The following is a 16,705-nucleotide window of genomic DNA, read 5'->3' on the forward strand; positions in this document are numbered from 1 at the left end:
AAGGCGTGGCCTCAACGCAGGGGGACTGAAACCATCTTCTTAAGAAATGTCCGCGCCGGGCGGGTTTTATGGAACGGAATTCCAAGATCAGCGAGGCCCGCCTCCAAGCGCTTCGCGACTCGCGGGATGTTGGCGTTGAGCTTCAGCGTCTTGCCTTTGAGTTCCGCGGCGTAGCTCTCCCGCACCAGTACCTCGTAGATCGCAGGGTGTTGATCGGAGTGAACCCCTGCGGCTGGACCACCGGAAGTCAGATCTAAGCCGCTTGCTGGACCAGTTGATCTTCGAACTCGTTGGGTGACCGATAGTCAAGCACCGAGTGCAGGCGTTTGGCGTTGTAAACCTTTTCAATGAACCTCGGCAGTCGGGCCGCGACATCGGCGAAGGTGTCATAGCCGCCGATGTAGATGTCCTCGACCTTGAGCGTCTTCATGAAGCTCAGAGATCGCCCGAATCCAACACTCCAGCCGAATGTTCGAAATAAAAAAATCTGGCATCGCTGGGCCCTTCATGTCAATACGCCCGGCACCGTCTGAACGACCAGTACGCCAGTCCAGATCCCTGGGCAGAAATCCTGGAGGTCTTGAGGCGTCGAACCGACTCGGCGCAATCGAGGGCCTGGTCATCGCGCGGATTTTATTGCACCATTTGCATCAATACGTCCAAATATTGCACTTCCGTTGATATTGCTCACGTCGCACACTCCGTTCTCAGAGCTGTTGCCGTTCGGTGCAGTCAACGAAGGAGATCATGGTGGACGGACAGCGGGGCGAGTTGCAATCCTGGATCGGGCGTAGCGAGAAGATCGAAGACGTCGTGAACCCCACGCCAGTGGCGGCATTGACGGCAACACTGGACCATCCGGTCGTGCCGGTGGTGGCGGGCGTCGCACTGCCGCCACTGTGGCACTGGCTTTATTTTCTGCCGACGCACAGGCAGAGCGAGATCGGCGCCGATGGCCACGCCAAACGTGGTGGATTTCTCCCGCCAGTTCCGCTGCCGCGACGCATGTGGGCCGGCAGCCGATTCGAGTTCCATTCCCCAATTCGCGTGGGCGACCGGGTGGCGCGAACCTCGACCATCGACGACGTCACGACCAAGGAAGGCCGCACCGGCAAGCTGGTGTTTGTGAAGGTGCGTCACGAGGTGCGCTGCAACGAAGCCGCGGAACCCGCGCTGATCGAGTTCCACGACATCGTCTACCGCGAAGCCAGGGCCCCTGAAGATGTGGCGCCGCCTCCACAGGCCGCATCGACCGAGGCTGACTGGCGCCGCGAGATCGTGCCGGACGACGTGTTGCTGTTCCGCTATTCGGCGCTCACCTTCAATGGCCACCGCATTCATTACGACCGCCAGTACGTGACACAGGTCGAAGGCTACCCTGGACTGATCGTGCACGGTCCACTCATCGCTACGCTCCTGATGGACCTGTTGCGGCGTCAACTTCCCGACGCCGATGTCGCGAGCTTCCGCTTCAAGGCCATCCGTCCGACCTTCGACCTGAATGCCTTCCACGTCAGCGGCCAGCCTTTGGGCGACGGCAAGACGATCCGGCTCTGGGCCTCGGACCATGAAGGTTGGCTGACGATGGACGCCACCGCAGAGCTGCGCTGATTCAACCAAGACAAGCGAAAGAGACGAAGACATGCAGCCACTCAAGGGCATCACCGTGGTCACGCTGGAGCACGCAATTGCCGCGCCCTTCGCCACGCGACAGCTGGCCGACCTCGGCGCCCGTGTCATCAAGGTCGAACGACCCGGCGCGGGCGACTTCGCTCGCGGCTACGACGAACGCGTGCGCGGCCTGGCCTCGCACTTCGTATGGACCAACCGCTCGAAGGAAAGCCTCACACTCGATGTGAAGCACCCCGAAGCCGCCAAAGTGCTGGGGCGCCTGGTCATGGAAAAGGCCGACGTGGTCGTGCAAAACCTCGCGCCCGGCGCAGCGGCACGGCTGGGTCTTGGCTACGACAAACTCTCTGGCGCCAAGCCGGGCCTGATCGTCTGCGATATTTCGGGCTATGGCGACGATCCGTACAGGCCTGGACCGTATCGCGACAAGAAAGCCTACGACCTGTTGATCCAGAGCGAAGCCGGCTTCGTGTCGGTCACCGGCACGCCCGAGGAGCCCTGCAAGGCGGGCCCGTCGATCGCCGACATCGCTGCCGGCATGTACGCCTACAGCAACATCCTTGCAGCGTTGCTGCAACGCAGCAAGACAGGCAGGGGCCAGCGCATCGACATTTCGATGCTGGAGTCCCTCGCCGAATGGACTAGCTACCCTCTCTACTACGCTTTCGAGGGCGCTGCGCCTCCACCGCGTACCGGCGCCAGCCATGCGACCATCTACCCCTACGGCCCGTTTCCTGCCGGCGACGGCACCACCGTGATGCTGGGCCTGCAAAACGAGCGCGAATGGCTGAGCTTCTGCGACAAGGTGTTGCAGCAACCCGATCTCGCGAAGGACCCGCGTTTCACCGCCAACTCCAAGCGGGTGGCGGAGCGGGCGGCGTTGCGCCAGATCATCGTGGACGCCTTCGAACCGCTGACTGGCGCGCAGGTCGTCGAACGGCTCGAGGTCGCGCAGATCGCCAATGCCCAGGTCAACACCATGAAGGAGGTGTGGGCGCATCCGCAGCTCGAGGCGCGTGGTCGCTGGACCGAGGTCGGAACGCCGCAGGGGCCGGTGCCCGCCATGCTCCCGCCCGGCACCTGGGACACCGGTCCACGCATGGACCCGGTGCCCGCGCTCGGCGAACACACTGACGCGATCCTGGTTGAGCTGGGCTACAGCTCTGCCGAGATTGCCGGGCTGCACGCGTCCAAAGCCGTCTGAGACCTGCATCATGTCCACTGATTCGTTGACCACGGCGCGCACCTACCTCTTCGTGCCCGGCACGCGGCCGGAACGCTTCGCCAAGGCGCTGGCCAGCGGTGCAGACAGGGTCGTGCTCGACCTTGAAGACGCCGTGGCTGCGAGCGACAAGGCTGCAGCGCGCGGCACCGTCACGACCTGGATACAGGGTGCCGCATTTGCGGATCGGTTGCGTGTCGTGGTGCGTATCAATGACGCCGGCTCGAGCTGGTTTGCCGCCGACCTCGCGGCACTGAGTGGCGCCGGCGTCACCTGCGTGCTCTTGCCCAAGGCCGAGTCGGCTGAGCAGATCACCGCAACACAGGCGGCCCTGCCGGGGGTCGGCGTGCTTGCGCTCATCGAAAGCGCGCGCGGTGTGGCGCAGGTGGACCGTGTGGCAGCCGCCGGTGCGCAGCGGTTGGTGTTCGGCACGCTCGACTTCGCACTCGACCTCGACATCGACATCTCGACCGATGCCTCCGGTCTGGCCTATGCCGCCAGCCGCCTTGCGATCGCCTCGCGCGTCTTCGGCTTGCCCGCTCCTGTGGCGGGCGTCACGCCGCAGTTCGATAACGAAGCGCACCTGCTGTCCGATCTTGCCGATGCGCGGCGGCTTGGCTTTGGCGCCAAGTTGTGCATCCATCCGCGGCAGGTACAGCCGATCCACGCCGCGCTGCGGCCTGACGCACAGGCGCTTGACTGGGCACGTCGTGTATTGCGGGCCGACGCCGAATCGCCCGGCGCGGCGCGGCTCGACGGCCGAATGGTCGACCGGCCCGTGGTGCTGCAGGCCCAGCGCACGCTGGCCCTGGCACGCGACTGAAGGCATTTCCCAACTTCCACTGTAGAAAGAGACAACACCATATGGCCTCCACCATCATCGACTCGCGCATCTTCGGTGACATGTTCAGCGACGCGCGCATGCGCGACGTCTGGTCGGACGAAAACCGCACCGCGAAATACCTGGATATCGAACGGGCCCTAGCGAAGGTTCAGGGCGAGTTGGGCTTCATCCCGAAGGAAGCAGCAGACGAGATCGTCAGGAACTGCAATCTGTCCCAGATTGATTGGGTCAAGCTCAAGGCCAAGACCGAGCAGATCGGCTATCCCATCATCGCGGTTGTCAATCAGATCAACGCCAACTGCCGGGACAAGCTTGGAGAGTACTGCCACTGGGGTGCCACCACGCAGGACATCACCGACACGGCCGCCGTTCTGCAGATGCGCGAGGGCCTCGCACTGGTCGAAGAGGACCTGAACGAGATCGGCGATGCGCTGGCGTCGCTGGCAAGGAAGTACCGCGACACGCCGGTCATCGGCCGCTCGAACCTGCAGCAGGCCACGCCCATCACCTTCGGCTACAAGATGGCCAGCATCCTGGCCGGGATTGACCGTCATCGCGAACGCCTCCAACAGCTCAAGCCGCGCGTGCTGATGGGCGAGTTCGGCGGCGCATCGGGCACGTTGTCGTCCCTCGAAAAAGGCGCGATGGAAACGCAGGCCGGACTGATGAAGGAATTGGGCCTGGCCCAGCCGCTGATCTCGTGGCACACGGTGCGCGACACCGTCGCCGAAGTCGGCTCCTTCCTGGGCCTGGTGGGCGGCTCGCTCGGCAAGATCGCCATGGACGTCAAGCTGATGATGCAGACTGAAGTGGCCGAAGTGTTCGAGCCCTTTGCCCCGGGACGAGGCTCCTCGTCGACCATGCCGCAAAAGCGCAATCCCATTTCCTGCCTCTACATTCACGCCAACATCTCGGTGGCACGCCAGCACGCGGCCGCGCTGATGGATGCGATGGTGGCCGACCATGAGCGCTCCACGGGCCCCTGGGAGATCGAGTGGGTGTCGCTGCCCGAGATCTTTTGCCTGATGTCTGGTGCACTGAAGCAAACCAAGTTCATCCTCAAGGGCTTGGAAGTGGATGCCACCCGCATGCGCGCCAACATCGACATCACCAACGGGCTGGTGATGTCCGAGGCTGTGATGATGGGTCTGGGTCCGTACATCGGCCGAGAGTACGCACACGATCTCGTGTACGACCTCTGCCGCCAGGCACTGGCCGAGAATCGGCCGCTGATCGAGATCCTGGTTGTGCATCCGGAGATCAGCAAGCACGTGTCGCGGGCCCAGCTCGACGCCATGTGTGACCCCGCCAACAACCTCGGGCAGGCCGGGGTCATGGTCGATCGCGTGCTCGCCGCACGACGCTAAATACGCCCCCTGCCGCCCTCCGGGGCGGACCGGATCGACGCGCCCTGTTGGCGGCGTTCCGCCTTAACCCGGCGCGCGGCGGCCTGCGGGCTTGCCGCGCGTTGCTTTCATTTCGGCGAAGAACGCGTAGAGTTGCTGCGCCGCCGGGGACAGGGTGCGACCCTTGCGCCGGATGAGGCCGATCTTGCGGGTGATGAGAGGATCGTAGAGCGGCACGCTGACGAGCAGGGGATGGTCGGCGCCCGGCATGGCAATCGACGGCACCGCCGCCACACCGAGTCCAGCCTCCACCAGCCCGAGCATCGTCGTCACATGTTGCGCCTCGTAGATGCTTTGCGGGCGCCCCGGCAGGCTGGACAGAGCCTGATCCAGCAGCAGCCGGTTGCCTGATGCCTTGCTGACCGAGATGTAGTCGTACTGTGCGAGCTCGGTCCAACTCACACGACGCTTTTTCGCGAGTGGATGGTCGCGCCGGCAAGCTGCAACGAAACGCTCTTCCAGCAGCGGCTTGAACTCGATGTCTGGCTCCTGGCCGCCAACGAAGTTCAGCCCGAAGTCGGCCTCACCACGCGACACCGCCGACAGCACGTCATTGGCGCTGGCGTCGAAGATCTTGACCCGGACCTTCGGATATCGCTCGTGATGGCGCGAGATCACCTGCGAGAGGAAGTAGTAGACGGTCGAGGGCACGCAGGCGATCGTCACCTCACCCATGCGCGTGGCCGCCACGCCCCGGATGCCCAGCAGGGTGTGATCGAGGTCGTCGAGCAGTTGCTGCACCTTGCGATCGAACTCGCGGCCCACCGACGTGAGGCTCACGCGCCGCGTCGTGCGATCAAGCAGGCGTACGCCCAGAGCCTCCTCCAACTTCTCGATGCGCCGGCTGAAGGCTGGCTGCGACACATGCAGTGCGTCGGCCGCCTTGCGAAAACTGCTGAGTTCCGCCACTGCCCTGAATGCCTGCAGATCGTTGAGATTGAAGTTGATGGACATGCGCGTACTCAAGACGTTTCAGTGATCGAAAGTGTGCATCAATCCATCCTAAATATGCAATTCACAGAAAGGTCTTGCGGGTGGAACATTCGTCCAGGGTCAGACAAGAGCCCTCACGACATCCCATTTCGAGCATCCACCGGAGTAGACAAATGAAGTTCCAGGCGAATCATCTCGTCGGCATCGTTGCGCTAGCGGCGTCTGTCGCTTGCGGCAGCGCGGCTGCCGCCTTTCCCGAGAAGGCGATCAACATCGTTGTGCCGACGGCAGCTGGCGGTGCCAACGATGCCATGGCGCGCGTCATCGGCCAGGCCATGTCGGCCATCCTCAAGCAACCCGTCATCGTTGACAACAAGGCCGGCGCCAACGGTGCAATCGCAAGCGAGTTTGTCATGCGTGCAGCGCCCGATGGCTACACGCTCATGCTGGGTTACATCGCGACGCACGCAATGAACCCGGCGCTACAGAAGCTGCGCTACGACCCAGCCAAGGACTTCGAGCCCATCGGCATGGTCGGATCGTCGGCCACGGTGATGGTGCTCAATCCGGCCGTTCAGGCCAGCACGGCAAAGGAAGTGGTGGCCATGCTCAAGGCGGCTCCCGACAAGACCAGCTATGCATCGGCCGGCAATGGCACGGCGCCGCACTTTGCCGCAGAGATGTTCAAGCTCTCGACGGGCACCAGCATGCAACATGTGCCGTACAAAGGCTCCGCTCCGGCCATCACCGACACCATTGGCGGACAGACCCAAGTCATGTTCCCGAGCCTGTTCACTGCCATGCCCTACGTCAAGGCCGGCAAGCTGAAGGCCGTGGGGGTTGCGGGCACCAAGCGCTCCTCGCTCATGCCCGACGTGCCCACACTGCAGGAACAAGGCATTGCGGACGTTGATGTCTCGCAGTGGTACGGCATCTTCGCGCCTGCGAAGACACCCAAGCCGGTGATCGAGAAGCTCAACAAGGTGCTCAACGAGGTGCTCGCCGACAAAAGCGTGATCAAGCGCCTCGAAGACCACGGTGCCGAGGTTTCGACCATGACGCCCGACCAGATGCGCACCTATGTCGCTCAGGAGCAGGTCAAGTGGAAGAAGGTCGTGCAGGCCGCCAAGATCACCATAGATTGAGATCGCTCAGTCATTACAACGCACGCTCGCGATGCTCGATGGGGGCATCGATCCCGCGAGTGTGGAAATTGATGGATGAAGATCACGAGTTGTAAAAATGAGACCGTCCAAGAAAATCTCTTAAAGAATCCAATTTCATTGATACATAAAAAAACATAAAACGTGAGAAAGTAACATTTCTCACGTTTTTTTTATGGCCTGCCGCTTCCTAGATTTCCGCCCGCGGAAACGGGAGATTGCTTTCGTGCAGAGCCACGTTCCAGAGGACATTGTTTGCTTCATCACTCATCAAGTCGATCCCGAACGGACGGGTTATCGGTCAGCGCCGCCAAAGATGGCAAACATGCACTCCGCGAATTCCCTGCCTTGCAGCTGGCGCCGATTTTTGCTTCGGCGCTTCTCGTAGTGGCAGCCGTGCGTCCTGTCGCCGCGCTCGCGGCAACGACCTACGAAGGAACCGTCACCGGCGTGCAAGCCTACGACCAGGCAGGCGGGACCGGCAACTATTCGCCGGCCTACGTGATCACGCCCTCCCAGGGCACGCTGCACTACGCTTTTGCAGCAGACGACAGCATCGACGTGCAAGGTGCCAGCGGCGACGTGTATGGTGTCCTACTGACTTCGGCTTCCGGATCGTCGCCCGCGGCGCTCGATTCCGCCGGCGGCAAGCTGAATATCTCCGCAACGAGGGGCACGGCGGATCCGGGCTGGGGGCTGTCAATGGGCGTCAACGTCCAGGGCAGCAGTCTCACGGTCAATGGCAATGCGTCCGTCTATGCCCAGTCAGACAGCGCGAACAGCGCCGCCATCGGCGTGCGTGCATACCAAAGCACGGTCACCTTCAATGGCGATACCGCGGTGCGCACCAGCACGCCGGGCTACTCGCAGGGCGTGTGGGTCTACCAGAGCACGGTCACCTTCAACGGAGACACCACCATCGTTGTGAGCGCGAAGAGGGAGAACACCGACGGAGTCTACAACTCGGGGGGCGGTGCGAGCAGGGTCACTTTCAACGGCGACCTAACCATTGCAACGACAGGCGAGTACCCCAGCGACAACGCGCATGGGATCTACAACGACAACCAGAACAGCCAGTTGCGTGTCACCGGCGGCCTGAAGATCACCGCCACCGCAAATGGCTCGACCGTCTTCGGCATCCGCAACCAAGGCCAGCTCAGCGTCGGGCAGGATGCCAGCATCACGGCCACCGGGACCCGCTCCGCATTCGGCATCGCGAACACGCACCGAACAGCCCGGATGAGTTTCGCGGGCAACGTGGACATCGCCGTCGTCAGCACGACCGGGTACGTCCCCTTCGGCAATCCGACGGGGATCGGCAACAGCTACCCCGGAACGTCCTCCATCAACTTCGCCAAAGCAGTCACGGTCAATGTATCCGCCGCGGCCGAAGCCTATGCCGTCAACAACGCCAGCACGCTGAACTTCAACTCTGCAACGGACAACGTCGCGCTGCAAGTTGCGTCGACGTGCAGCGGCTGCGATGTCTACGGCATCCGCAACGACGGCGGAACGGTGACCGCCGCCGGCGGGTTGAGCATTTCGACTTCGCCAGGCGGTGCGGGCAAGGGCTACGCGATCTGGAACGTGGCGGCAGACGGGCGCGACGCCACGGCCACGGTCAATGCCGCAGGCGGACAGGCCGTGAAGCTGCAGGGCGACCTGGTGACCGGCAGCCTGACGAATGCCGCCGGCACGAAGTACACCGGCGCGTTGAACGTGAACCTGAACACCTCGGACTCCTATCTGCGCGGATCGGTCGGCGGCTTCGTGGACCCCGACCCGTCGGACGCCACGGTCTATACGGCCGGCTCGCCCAACCTGTCGTTCTCCAAGGGGGCCTCCTGGATTCCCACCGGCACCGGCACCATGGCGGCCGACTTCGGTTCGGGCACCCTGGCACTCGCCAACGGCGGTGCGATCGACCTTGCCGCAAGCTGGGGAAGCTTCCGCCCCGGAAGCATTCCCGCCTACTCGCTGCGTGTTCTCGACATTCAGAGCTCGACGAACGCGGCAAAGGTCAGCCTGGGGGATGGTGCCACCTTTCGCATCCTCAGCGATATCCGCAATGGCGCGGCCGACAGGATTCAATTTGGCACTGGGGTGACGGGCTTCAGCGCGACCGGTACGCAAGTGGTCGCTGTCTCGTATGACCCCGCACTCGACGACACCAGTTGGGTCAATGCCGCGACGATGAAAACAGGTACCGTGATTCCGGCGAGCAAGCCCATCGTTGTGATCGACGCCTCGGCGGCAGACGGCGGCACTGCGCGGCTGCAGGCCGTTCAGGGCGCAACGAACCAATGGAACTACGAGAACGATCTGGTGCGCTTTTCGTATTCGCCCAGCGTGGCGCTCAGTGCGGATGGCAGCAAGGTCGTGTTGACCGGCCTGGCCATTGCGGGTAGGGCTGGAGATGCCAGCACCGACGCAGCGACCAGCACAGGGAGCAGCACCAGCACAAGCGGCGGCACGAGCACAGGCGCAAGCATGAGCACGGGCACGAGCAGCCCATCCGGCATCCTGGCGCGCATCACCCCCTCGGAGACAGTGAAGACCGCTGCCGATGCAGGCGACAGCCTTCGCAGCCTGTGGGCTTTGCGCGCAAACAGCATCGCTCGCAAGACCGAGTCGCTGCGGCGCGATACGACAGCCTCCGAAACCTCGGGACTCTGGGCCGAGGTGGACGGCGGCGGCTTCGACGCCAAGACGGGTTACGCGAGGTCATACCGCCAGAGTTATGGCGCCCTGGCTGTCGGCGTCGATCGGAATCTGGGTTACTTCGGCGGTTGGAAAAGCCATGCGGGTGGCTCTGTCAGCTACATCAATTCCAACGCCGCCTACGAGCGCGGGAACGGGAAGGCTTCCGCCATCGAACTCGCGGGCTACGGCTTTTGGGTCAACGACGGCGGAACCTATCTGCAGATTGGCGCGCGTACCGCGTCGCTGGAAAACAAGTACGCCTCTTCCGACTCGCTCGCGCGGCACGTCACCGGCACGTATCGAACGCAGGGATACGAAGTCAGTGCCGAGGCGGGGCATCGCATCTCTTTGCCCCAGGACACTTTCGTGGAGCCGCAACTCGCGTTGACTGCGAGCCGCCTGGCGGCCGGCAAGCACATGGCGAGCAATGGCGTGACCATCAGCCAGGACAACATCGACGGAGGCTCGGTCAGGGCCGGCATGCTCCTGGGCAAGGCCGTGCGATTTCTCGAGCTGAGCGGCGACATCTATCTCAGGCTCTCGGCGATCAACTACTTTGGCGATGGCTTGGCAATCACCGCCGCCAAGGGGGGCGGCAGCCTTCCTGTTGAAAGCGAAAGCCGCAATGGCACCGGTGGCGAGGTCGGACTGGGTGGGCGCTTTGCGCTCCTGCCCCGGCGAGGCTTTGTCTACTTCGAGGCTTCCAGCCTGGCTGCCAGAGGCATCCGGCGGACATGGAATCTGCGCTCGGGTTTGCGCTACGAGTGGTACTGATGGCAAACCCGCAACACTGGCTGGCAATCCGGTTGGGTCGCCGGAGTGCCCTGGCTGTACTGCTGTTCGCAGCCAGCCTGGTTTTCACACCCGTCCCCTCGATCGCTGCAGATGGGGATGGGAAAAACTTCGCGTGGGGCACACAGGTGACGCGAGACAACGTCGTCTTCGAATTCCAGGAAGCCAAGTACGCCAATCTGGTCGTGGACAGCAGCAGCGATTCACCAAAGCAGTACAAAGGCAACTTTGTCCTGCTTCAGGTGAACATCACGAACACGGCAGACCAGCCGCTTTTCGCGCGGTTTCAACCCGTCTTCAGATTGATCGACGCTTCCGGTGCACTCTATGAGCCCCATGAGATGCTGACACAGTTGGTCAATCCTGCGCAGGAAGGTCAGCCGGTCTTTGGCGCACCGCTCGCAGCAGGTCAAACCATGCAACGGCGTGTGCTCTTTTCGGTTCCGAAGCAGCCCTATAGAGCCGTCGTGATCGTTCCACGCAGCGCCGAAAAGACCGACGACGGCGTCGTAACGTACTCAGGGCCGTACTTCTTCTATGACCTGGCGCCGCTTCGTGCCTCAGTATTGACCAAGAGCGCCATGACTGTTTCAAAGAGCCCGTGATCAAGATCCATTCGACACATCGCACGCAGAGGCATCGAACCCAATGACCGACTCGGCCGCCACGATGGGTGGTCGACCACATCACTGCGACCTGCTCGGTTTAGTCGAGACAGTCTAGAAGACGGCGGGTTGCAGTTCTTTGCGCAGTTCCTGTTTGCACTCCGCCGGGGGTCAAGTATTGCAGGCTGCTGTGAGGACGTACCTTGTTGTGGTGATTGCGCCAGGCTTCGATCGGGACAGCGGCTTCGCGGCGCGAGCGAAACCACTCGATGGACAGGCACTCGTCCCGGAACTTGCCGTTGAAGCTCTCGTCGGTGCCGTTCTGCCAGGGCTTGCCCGGGTCGTTGAGTACAGTGGCGATGCCGGTGTGCGCGATCCACTCCAGGATGGGACTGCTGACGAACTCGGGCCCGTTGTCCGAGCGCATGGACAGCGGCGCCCCGTGCAGGCTCACCAGGCGCGACAATACCTCGATCACCCGCTTGCAACGGGACCATCTCGGCTCGCGTGAGCTTTAGCTTCGTGATCTCGCCGATCTCGGGGTCGACCGAGTGCAATTGAAAGAAGCGCTTGGCATGTCCAGTCCAATAACAACGAGCATGGCGGTCTCCTTGGTTAGGTTGAACCTCCATCGTCATCGAAAGACCTGGGAGGCGTCCATGCCATCCTCTGGAAATCGACTCTTCTCCATGGGCTCCTCTTCGGGCGGGAGCCATCTTCCTAGAAATTGATGTCTCGGAGAAACCGGGCAGGTCAGTGCCCTGAGTCGAGCGAACGGAGACAAAGATGAATGGTAACAAGCTGCTTTCAAGCGCCTCTTGGCCGAGCACCAGTCGCCGCTTCGACTCGCAAGGCCGGGCACGCCGCGGCCTCAGGAAACTCCGGGCCCTATCGACCCAAAGATATCCTCAAGATTGACCGTCTTTCGCACGGCCAGATGCAGGGCGAGTGACTCTTCGATGTGCTTGAGGTGGTGGAGCATGATGTCTCTCGCCGCAGAAGCGTCTCCGCGTTCGAAGCATTGCAAGAGATTCTCGTGATCGCAATCGGGACACGTCCTGGCCAGCGGCCGATCGTAGAGCGTGATGATGAGGCTGGTGCGCGACACCATCTCCACAATGATTTTCTCCAGGATCGGGTTGCCCGCCATCTGAGCGATAAGCACGTGGAATTCGCCTGACAGCCGGATGGTCGCAGTCCGATCGGATCTGGCCCGGGCGGCTGCCTCTTGCTCGATATGCTTGCGCAAGCGCTCGATCGCAGAAGGGGTCGCGTTCTCGGCAAGCGCAGCCGCCACTTCGGGCTCCACGATTCGGCGCGTCTGCAAAACATACAGTGCTTCTTCGGGCGACGGACTGGCCACGAATGCGCCGCGGTTCGGAATCAGCGTGACGAGGTTGTCATGCGCAAGCCGGCCAAGGACTTGCCGAATGCGGGATCGGCTCGCACCGGTGAGTTCGGCCAATCGTTCTTCACCCAGCTTGGTACCTGCGGGAAGCCGGTGCTCCAGCATCGCCCGAAGCAGGGACTCGTATATGTTGTCTACAGAGCCCTTCGGCTCATCGACCTCGACCTTGAAGAGGGCGGCAGGCTGCAATAGCGGATCCATGTTTTCTATTTTGGTCTAGACAGTTGATTTTTTACGCGCAAGTCACCCTGCATTGTCTGCATTCGAAATGGTTTTATCGTCATGGCCTGCATCTCGGCGGACAAACCGACCCACTCGAACTCAGTTCGGGGTCGAGTGGGAGCAGCCTCGAGAGAGGCCATCCGTATCGCTTCCCGCGCCCCTTCCACAACGCTGTCGAACAAGGTCGTTTCAACGAGTGGCTGCAGCACCTCGGCCATACCAGCCAATGCTGCGCCGCCAACGATGATGCTCTGCACGTCAGCAAAGCGCTCGGCACGCCGACATGCCTCGAGAAGCACGTTCTTGGCCATGTCCGGCCTTGCGGCCAAGTCTGCTCCGCTGAGCGCCACCGTCTCTATCGTCGCAAGGTCCCTCGCATAGCCCGTCGCATGAACAAATCGGGTCAGGATGGGCTTCCAACCGTGACCACCGGTCACTATCGCAAAGCGGCCCATGCTTGCCGCTCGCGCGATTGACGAGATCGCCAAGCCCGTCACTGGTGCCTCACTGCACTCTTTAAGTGCAAAGAGACCGGGGTCACCGAAACACCCGATCAGCACCGACGAGGCGCGCGAGCCGCGCACCTCCTCGGCGGCCGCCCAGGCATCCAACGCCGCGTGTTCCGCGACGGCATAGCTGCTCGCGCTCGAAATGTATGGCGCACCAAAGCGCGCTTGACGCACCACGACATCGACCTCCTTCCCACAGCACGAAGCGATGGTTCGATGAAGCAATTCACTCACAGCGGTTGAAGTATTTGGATTGATGACCAGCAGTCTCATCCGTTCTGAATTCATTGGAAAAACTCCGGCGCCACACCGGTCGTGGCTTTGAGACCTCTGAAGTCAACCACGGAAGGCATCTTCCGGTAAGGGCTTCGTTGGCGAGCGATGGACGGCATGTAGTGAAGATCTTGGAAGGCGTGTACGGTACGGTGCCATTGTTTGTATGCGATGGCGAATTGGATTGTCAACAACTTCATATGCGATTCGCAACATTGGCATGCTATTTGCGGAACAAACTTCAAAGAGACTGTGGGCATTTGCGCGTTGTATTCGCGTGGTGCGCAAAGCACCCGATCGCACCAAAAGGAGCTATTTGTGCATCTTTTCGAGAGAGCCGCTGTCGCAGACGAAGCGGAAGTTATCAACCAGATTCCCGTGATTGATTGCATGCCATTCTTCCGAGGAGACGATGGCGCCGAGGAAACGTTCGTCGCAGCACTGAAGGACGCGTGTGAGAACGTCGGTTTCTTCTACATCAAGGGGCATGGGGTTCCCCAGGCACTCATCGACGACTGCTTTGCAGCGAGCCACGAATTCCACGCATTGCCGTTGGAACGCAAGCTGCTGGTGAGACAGGACGAGAACAACATTGGCTACATGGCCATGAATCACTCGATCACCAAATCGGACGAGATCCATACGACGAAGCATCCCAACCAGAACGCGAGCTTCTTTCTTGGCCATGACCGCCCGGACGACCATCCGGATGTAGTCAACAAGGTTCGCTTGCGCGGAAAGAACCAGTGGCCCGCTGACTTGCCCGACTTCAAGATGCGCACAAAGTGCTATTTCGATGCGCTTCAGGAAGCCTCGGAAAAACTGGTTCCTGCCTTCGCACTCGCGTTGGGACTGGACCGCACATTCTTTGATGAGGCGTTCGCAAACGAGGCATACATTGAACTGCGCTTGCTTCACTCCCCGCCACAAATGGATGTCAGCGACGAAAAGTTCAACGTCGCACCGCATACTGACTCGAGCTTCATCACGCTGCTGGCGCGCGAGTTCGAAGAGAAGCCGGCATTGGCCGTGCGATTGAAGAGCGGCGAGTGGTTCAAGGCACCGATTCTCGAGGGAACGTTCCTGGTGAACCTTGGCGACGTCATGCGCAGGTATTCGAACGGCACCTTCATGTCGACGCCTCACGGCGTGATCAACGAAGGCTCGAAGGACCGCTACTCCATCGCATTCTTCTATAGCCCAAACCCAAACTCCGTCGTCGAGCCAGTGCCTTCGAAGGTGTCCCAGGGCAACCCGCCGAGATACGACCCGAAGCTCTACGGCGACATCGCCAAAACGGTCCACGATCGCAACTACTCGCAGTTCAAGAAGCTGTCCGTCTAAGCATTTTCAACAGGAGAATTCCATGTCAAGTTCCACCGAGAAAGAGGCGAGCCGCACCAGAAAGATGTCGTGCGTGATCGGCCTCGCGCTTGCCTCCGCACTGGCGGCTGGCGCCGCCAGTGCCGGCGGCGTACTGACCGTCGCGATGACCGCCAGCGACATTCCGCAGACAGGTGGCAATCCCGACCAAGGTTTCGAAGGCTACCGGTTCGTTGGCTACAACCTCTACGACGCGCTGGTGAACTGGGACATGAGCAAGTCCGGCGTACCTTCGAACATCAAGCCTGGCCTGGCCACGAGTTGGAGCGTGGATCCCAAGAATCCCGGCCGCTGGCTTTTCAAGCTGCGCGAGGGCGTGAAATGGCACGACGGCAGCGCGTTCACGGCCGATGACGTGGTCTGGAACCTGCGCATGCGCACCGAGGAGAACTTTCCCAACTTCAATTCCCAGCAATTCGCGCTGACGCGCAATTTCCTCGTCAATTTCAAGTCGGTGTCCAAGTTGGACGACATGACCGTGGCCTTCGAAACGAAGCAGCCCGATGCCATGTTCCCCTACAACTTGTCCTACGTGCTGCTCATCAGTCCTGCGCGTGCCAAGGCCGTCAACTACGACTGGAAGGCGTTTGCTCTGCAGCCCTCGGGCACAGGCCCGTACCTCTACTCGAAGTTCACACCGGGTGAGCGCCTCGAGCTCGTTCCAAATCCTGGCTACTGGGACAAAACTCGCCTGCCCAGGCAGGACAAGTTGGTGCTCGTTCCGATGCCCGAAGCGACGGCGCGTGTTGCCGCTCTTTTGAGCGGACAGGTCAACTTCATCGAAGCCCCACCGCCGGACTCGATTGGCCAACTCAAGGGCGCAGGCATGAAGATCTCCACAGGTCCGTATCCGCACAAGTGGCCGTGGATCCTCAATGTTGAAGCCGGGCCATTCAAAGACGTCCGCGTCCGTCAGGCAGCCAACTATGCAGTGAAGCGCGGTGATTTTGTCAAGTTGCTGGATGGCTTGGCCGTCGAAGTCAACTCGGTCGTCCCGAAGGATTCACCGTACTTCGGTGACACGAAGGGCTATACCTTCGATCCGGAGAAGGCCAAGGCGCTTTTGAAGGAGGCCGGTTGTGTGCCCTGCAAAGTGACCGTCGTCACCTCCACCTCGGGCTCTGGCCAGATGATGCCGCTGCCTATGAACGAACTCCTGAAGCGCCAGCTGGATGCTGTCGGCTTCCAGGTGACCGTCAAGCCGGTCGACCTCAATGCCCTGTACGCCGCTGTCCGTGGGGGTCCGGAGAAGAACCCCGGAGTCGACGCTCTGAATTTCTCCCGCGGCACTGGCGATCCGCATCTCGCGCTGTTGAAGCCGGGGCTGCGTCAGTTCTGGGCACCCAACGGCAGCAACTGGGGGCACTACGAATCGGCCGAAGCCGAAGCGCTCGGCAAGCAAGCCTTCGAGGAACCCGATCCGAAGAAGCGCCTGGTCGTCCTCCAGAAGCTGAACGCCAAGCTTACCGACGATGCCATTGAGCTCTTCGTCACGGGCGACGTGCAGCCTCGAGCGATGTCCCCCAAGGTTCAAGGCTTCGTCGCGTCCCAGAACTGGTTCCAGGACACGACCCTGATCTCCGTCAATCCCTGAAACCGAGACGGTACTCCCA

13 protein-coding genes and 1 pseudogene are annotated in these 16,705 nt (G+C 61.5%); 9 read left to right on the plus strand and 5 right to left on the minus strand.

What is annotated here, in order from left to right; all coding sequences use genetic code 11:
• Positions 1-253: 253 nt before the first annotated feature.
• Positions 254-430 (minus strand): IS3 family transposase, encoded by a 177-nt coding sequence (locus BLW48_RS04050; protein ID WP_093172796.1) that lies wholly within the window; start codon positions 428-430, stop codon positions 254-256.
• 317 nt (positions 431-747) lie between these two features.
• Here BLW48_RS04050 and BLW48_RS04055 point away from each other — a divergent pair, with 317 nt between their 5' ends.
• From BLW48_RS04055 to BLW48_RS04070, 4 genes are read left to right on the plus strand one after another with little or no spacing between them, the layout of a single operon-like run.
• On the plus strand, positions 748-1,611 hold the full coding sequence (locus BLW48_RS04055; RefSeq protein WP_093172798.1) for an HTD2 family dehydratase: 864 nt from the start codon (positions 748-750) through the stop codon (positions 1,609-1,611).
• A gap of 31 nt (positions 1,612-1,642) precedes the next feature.
• Complete coding sequence (locus tag BLW48_RS04060; RefSeq protein ID WP_093172800.1) at positions 1,643-2,833, plus strand: CaiB/BaiF CoA transferase family protein; 1,191 nt, start codon at positions 1,643-1,645, stop codon at positions 2,831-2,833.
• 10 nt (positions 2,834-2,843) lie between these two features.
• The gene (locus BLW48_RS04065) at positions 2,844-3,674 is read left to right on the plus strand and encodes an HpcH/HpaI aldolase/citrate lyase family protein (RefSeq protein ID WP_177142255.1); all 831 of its coding nucleotides are present in this window, start codon (positions 2,844-2,846) and stop codon (positions 3,672-3,674) included.
• Positions 3,675-3,715: 41 nt separating this feature from the next.
• Positions 3,716-5,062, plus strand: coding sequence for a class-II fumarase/aspartase family protein (locus BLW48_RS04070; RefSeq protein ID WP_093172804.1), 1,347 nt, complete (start codon positions 3,716-3,718; stop codon positions 5,060-5,062).
• Positions 5,063-5,125: 63 nt separating this feature from the next.
• On the opposite strand, the gene BLW48_RS04075 is transcribed toward BLW48_RS04070, so the two are convergent.
• Positions 5,126-6,055 carry a LysR family transcriptional regulator gene (locus tag BLW48_RS04075; protein ID WP_093172806.1) on the minus strand — a complete coding sequence of 310 codons (930 nt, stop codon included), beginning with the start codon at positions 6,053-6,055 and terminating at the stop codon, positions 5,126-5,128.
• 152 nt (positions 6,056-6,207) lie between these two features.
• Between BLW48_RS04075 and BLW48_RS04080 the strand changes: the two genes are divergently transcribed.
• The 3 genes from BLW48_RS04080 (at position 6,208) to BLW48_RS04090 (ending at position 11,297) form a co-directional block, all read left to right on the plus strand.
• Entirely contained in the window at positions 6,208-7,179 is a 972-nt protein-coding gene (locus BLW48_RS04080) for a Bug family tripartite tricarboxylate transporter substrate binding protein (RefSeq protein ID WP_093172808.1), read from the plus strand.
• A 366-nt stretch (positions 7,180-7,545) separates the two neighbouring features.
• On the plus strand, positions 7,546-10,674 hold the full coding sequence (locus BLW48_RS04085) for an autotransporter outer membrane beta-barrel domain-containing protein (protein ID WP_093172810.1): 3,129 nt from the start codon (positions 7,546-7,548) through the stop codon (positions 10,672-10,674).
• Positions 10,674-11,297, plus strand: a complete 624-nt coding sequence (locus BLW48_RS04090) for a DUF4352 domain-containing protein (protein WP_093172812.1) — start codon at positions 10,674-10,676, stop codon at positions 11,295-11,297. The genes BLW48_RS04085 and BLW48_RS04090 overlap by 1 nt, the downstream gene beginning before the upstream one ends.
• A gap of 100 nt (positions 11,298-11,397) precedes the next feature.
• On the opposite strand, the pseudogene BLW48_RS04095 reads toward BLW48_RS04090, so the two are convergent.
• From BLW48_RS04095 to BLW48_RS04105, 3 genes and pseudogenes are all read right to left on the minus strand, one after another.
• Positions 11,398-11,787: pseudogene (locus BLW48_RS04095) on the minus strand (integrase core domain-containing protein); the annotation flags it as partial.
• 381 nt (positions 11,788-12,168) lie between these two features.
• Positions 12,169-12,906, minus strand: coding sequence for a GntR family transcriptional regulator (locus BLW48_RS04100; RefSeq protein WP_093172814.1), 738 nt, complete (start codon positions 12,904-12,906; stop codon positions 12,169-12,171).
• 5 nt (positions 12,907-12,911) lie between these two features.
• On the minus strand, positions 12,912-13,724 hold the full coding sequence (locus BLW48_RS04105; RefSeq protein ID WP_177142256.1) for an aspartate/glutamate racemase family protein: 813 nt from the start codon (positions 13,722-13,724) through the stop codon (positions 12,912-12,914).
• A 303-nt stretch (positions 13,725-14,027) separates the two neighbouring features.
• Here BLW48_RS04105 and BLW48_RS04110 point away from each other — a divergent pair, with 303 nt between their 5' ends.
• The gene (locus BLW48_RS04110; protein WP_177142257.1) at positions 14,028-15,053 is read left to right on the plus strand and encodes an isopenicillin N synthase family dioxygenase; all 1,026 of its coding nucleotides are present in this window, start codon (positions 14,028-14,030) and stop codon (positions 15,051-15,053) included.
• Between the two features lie 22 nt (positions 15,054-15,075).
• Positions 15,076-16,686, plus strand: a complete 1,611-nt coding sequence (locus tag BLW48_RS04115) for an ABC transporter substrate-binding protein (RefSeq protein WP_218137488.1) — start codon at positions 15,076-15,078, stop codon at positions 16,684-16,686.
• The last annotated feature ends 19 nt before the right edge of the window (positions 16,687-16,705 follow it).

The organism is Variovorax sp. YR266, assembly GCF_900107295.1.
Lineage (GTDB): Bacteria > Pseudomonadota > Gammaproteobacteria > Burkholderiales > Burkholderiaceae_C > Variovorax.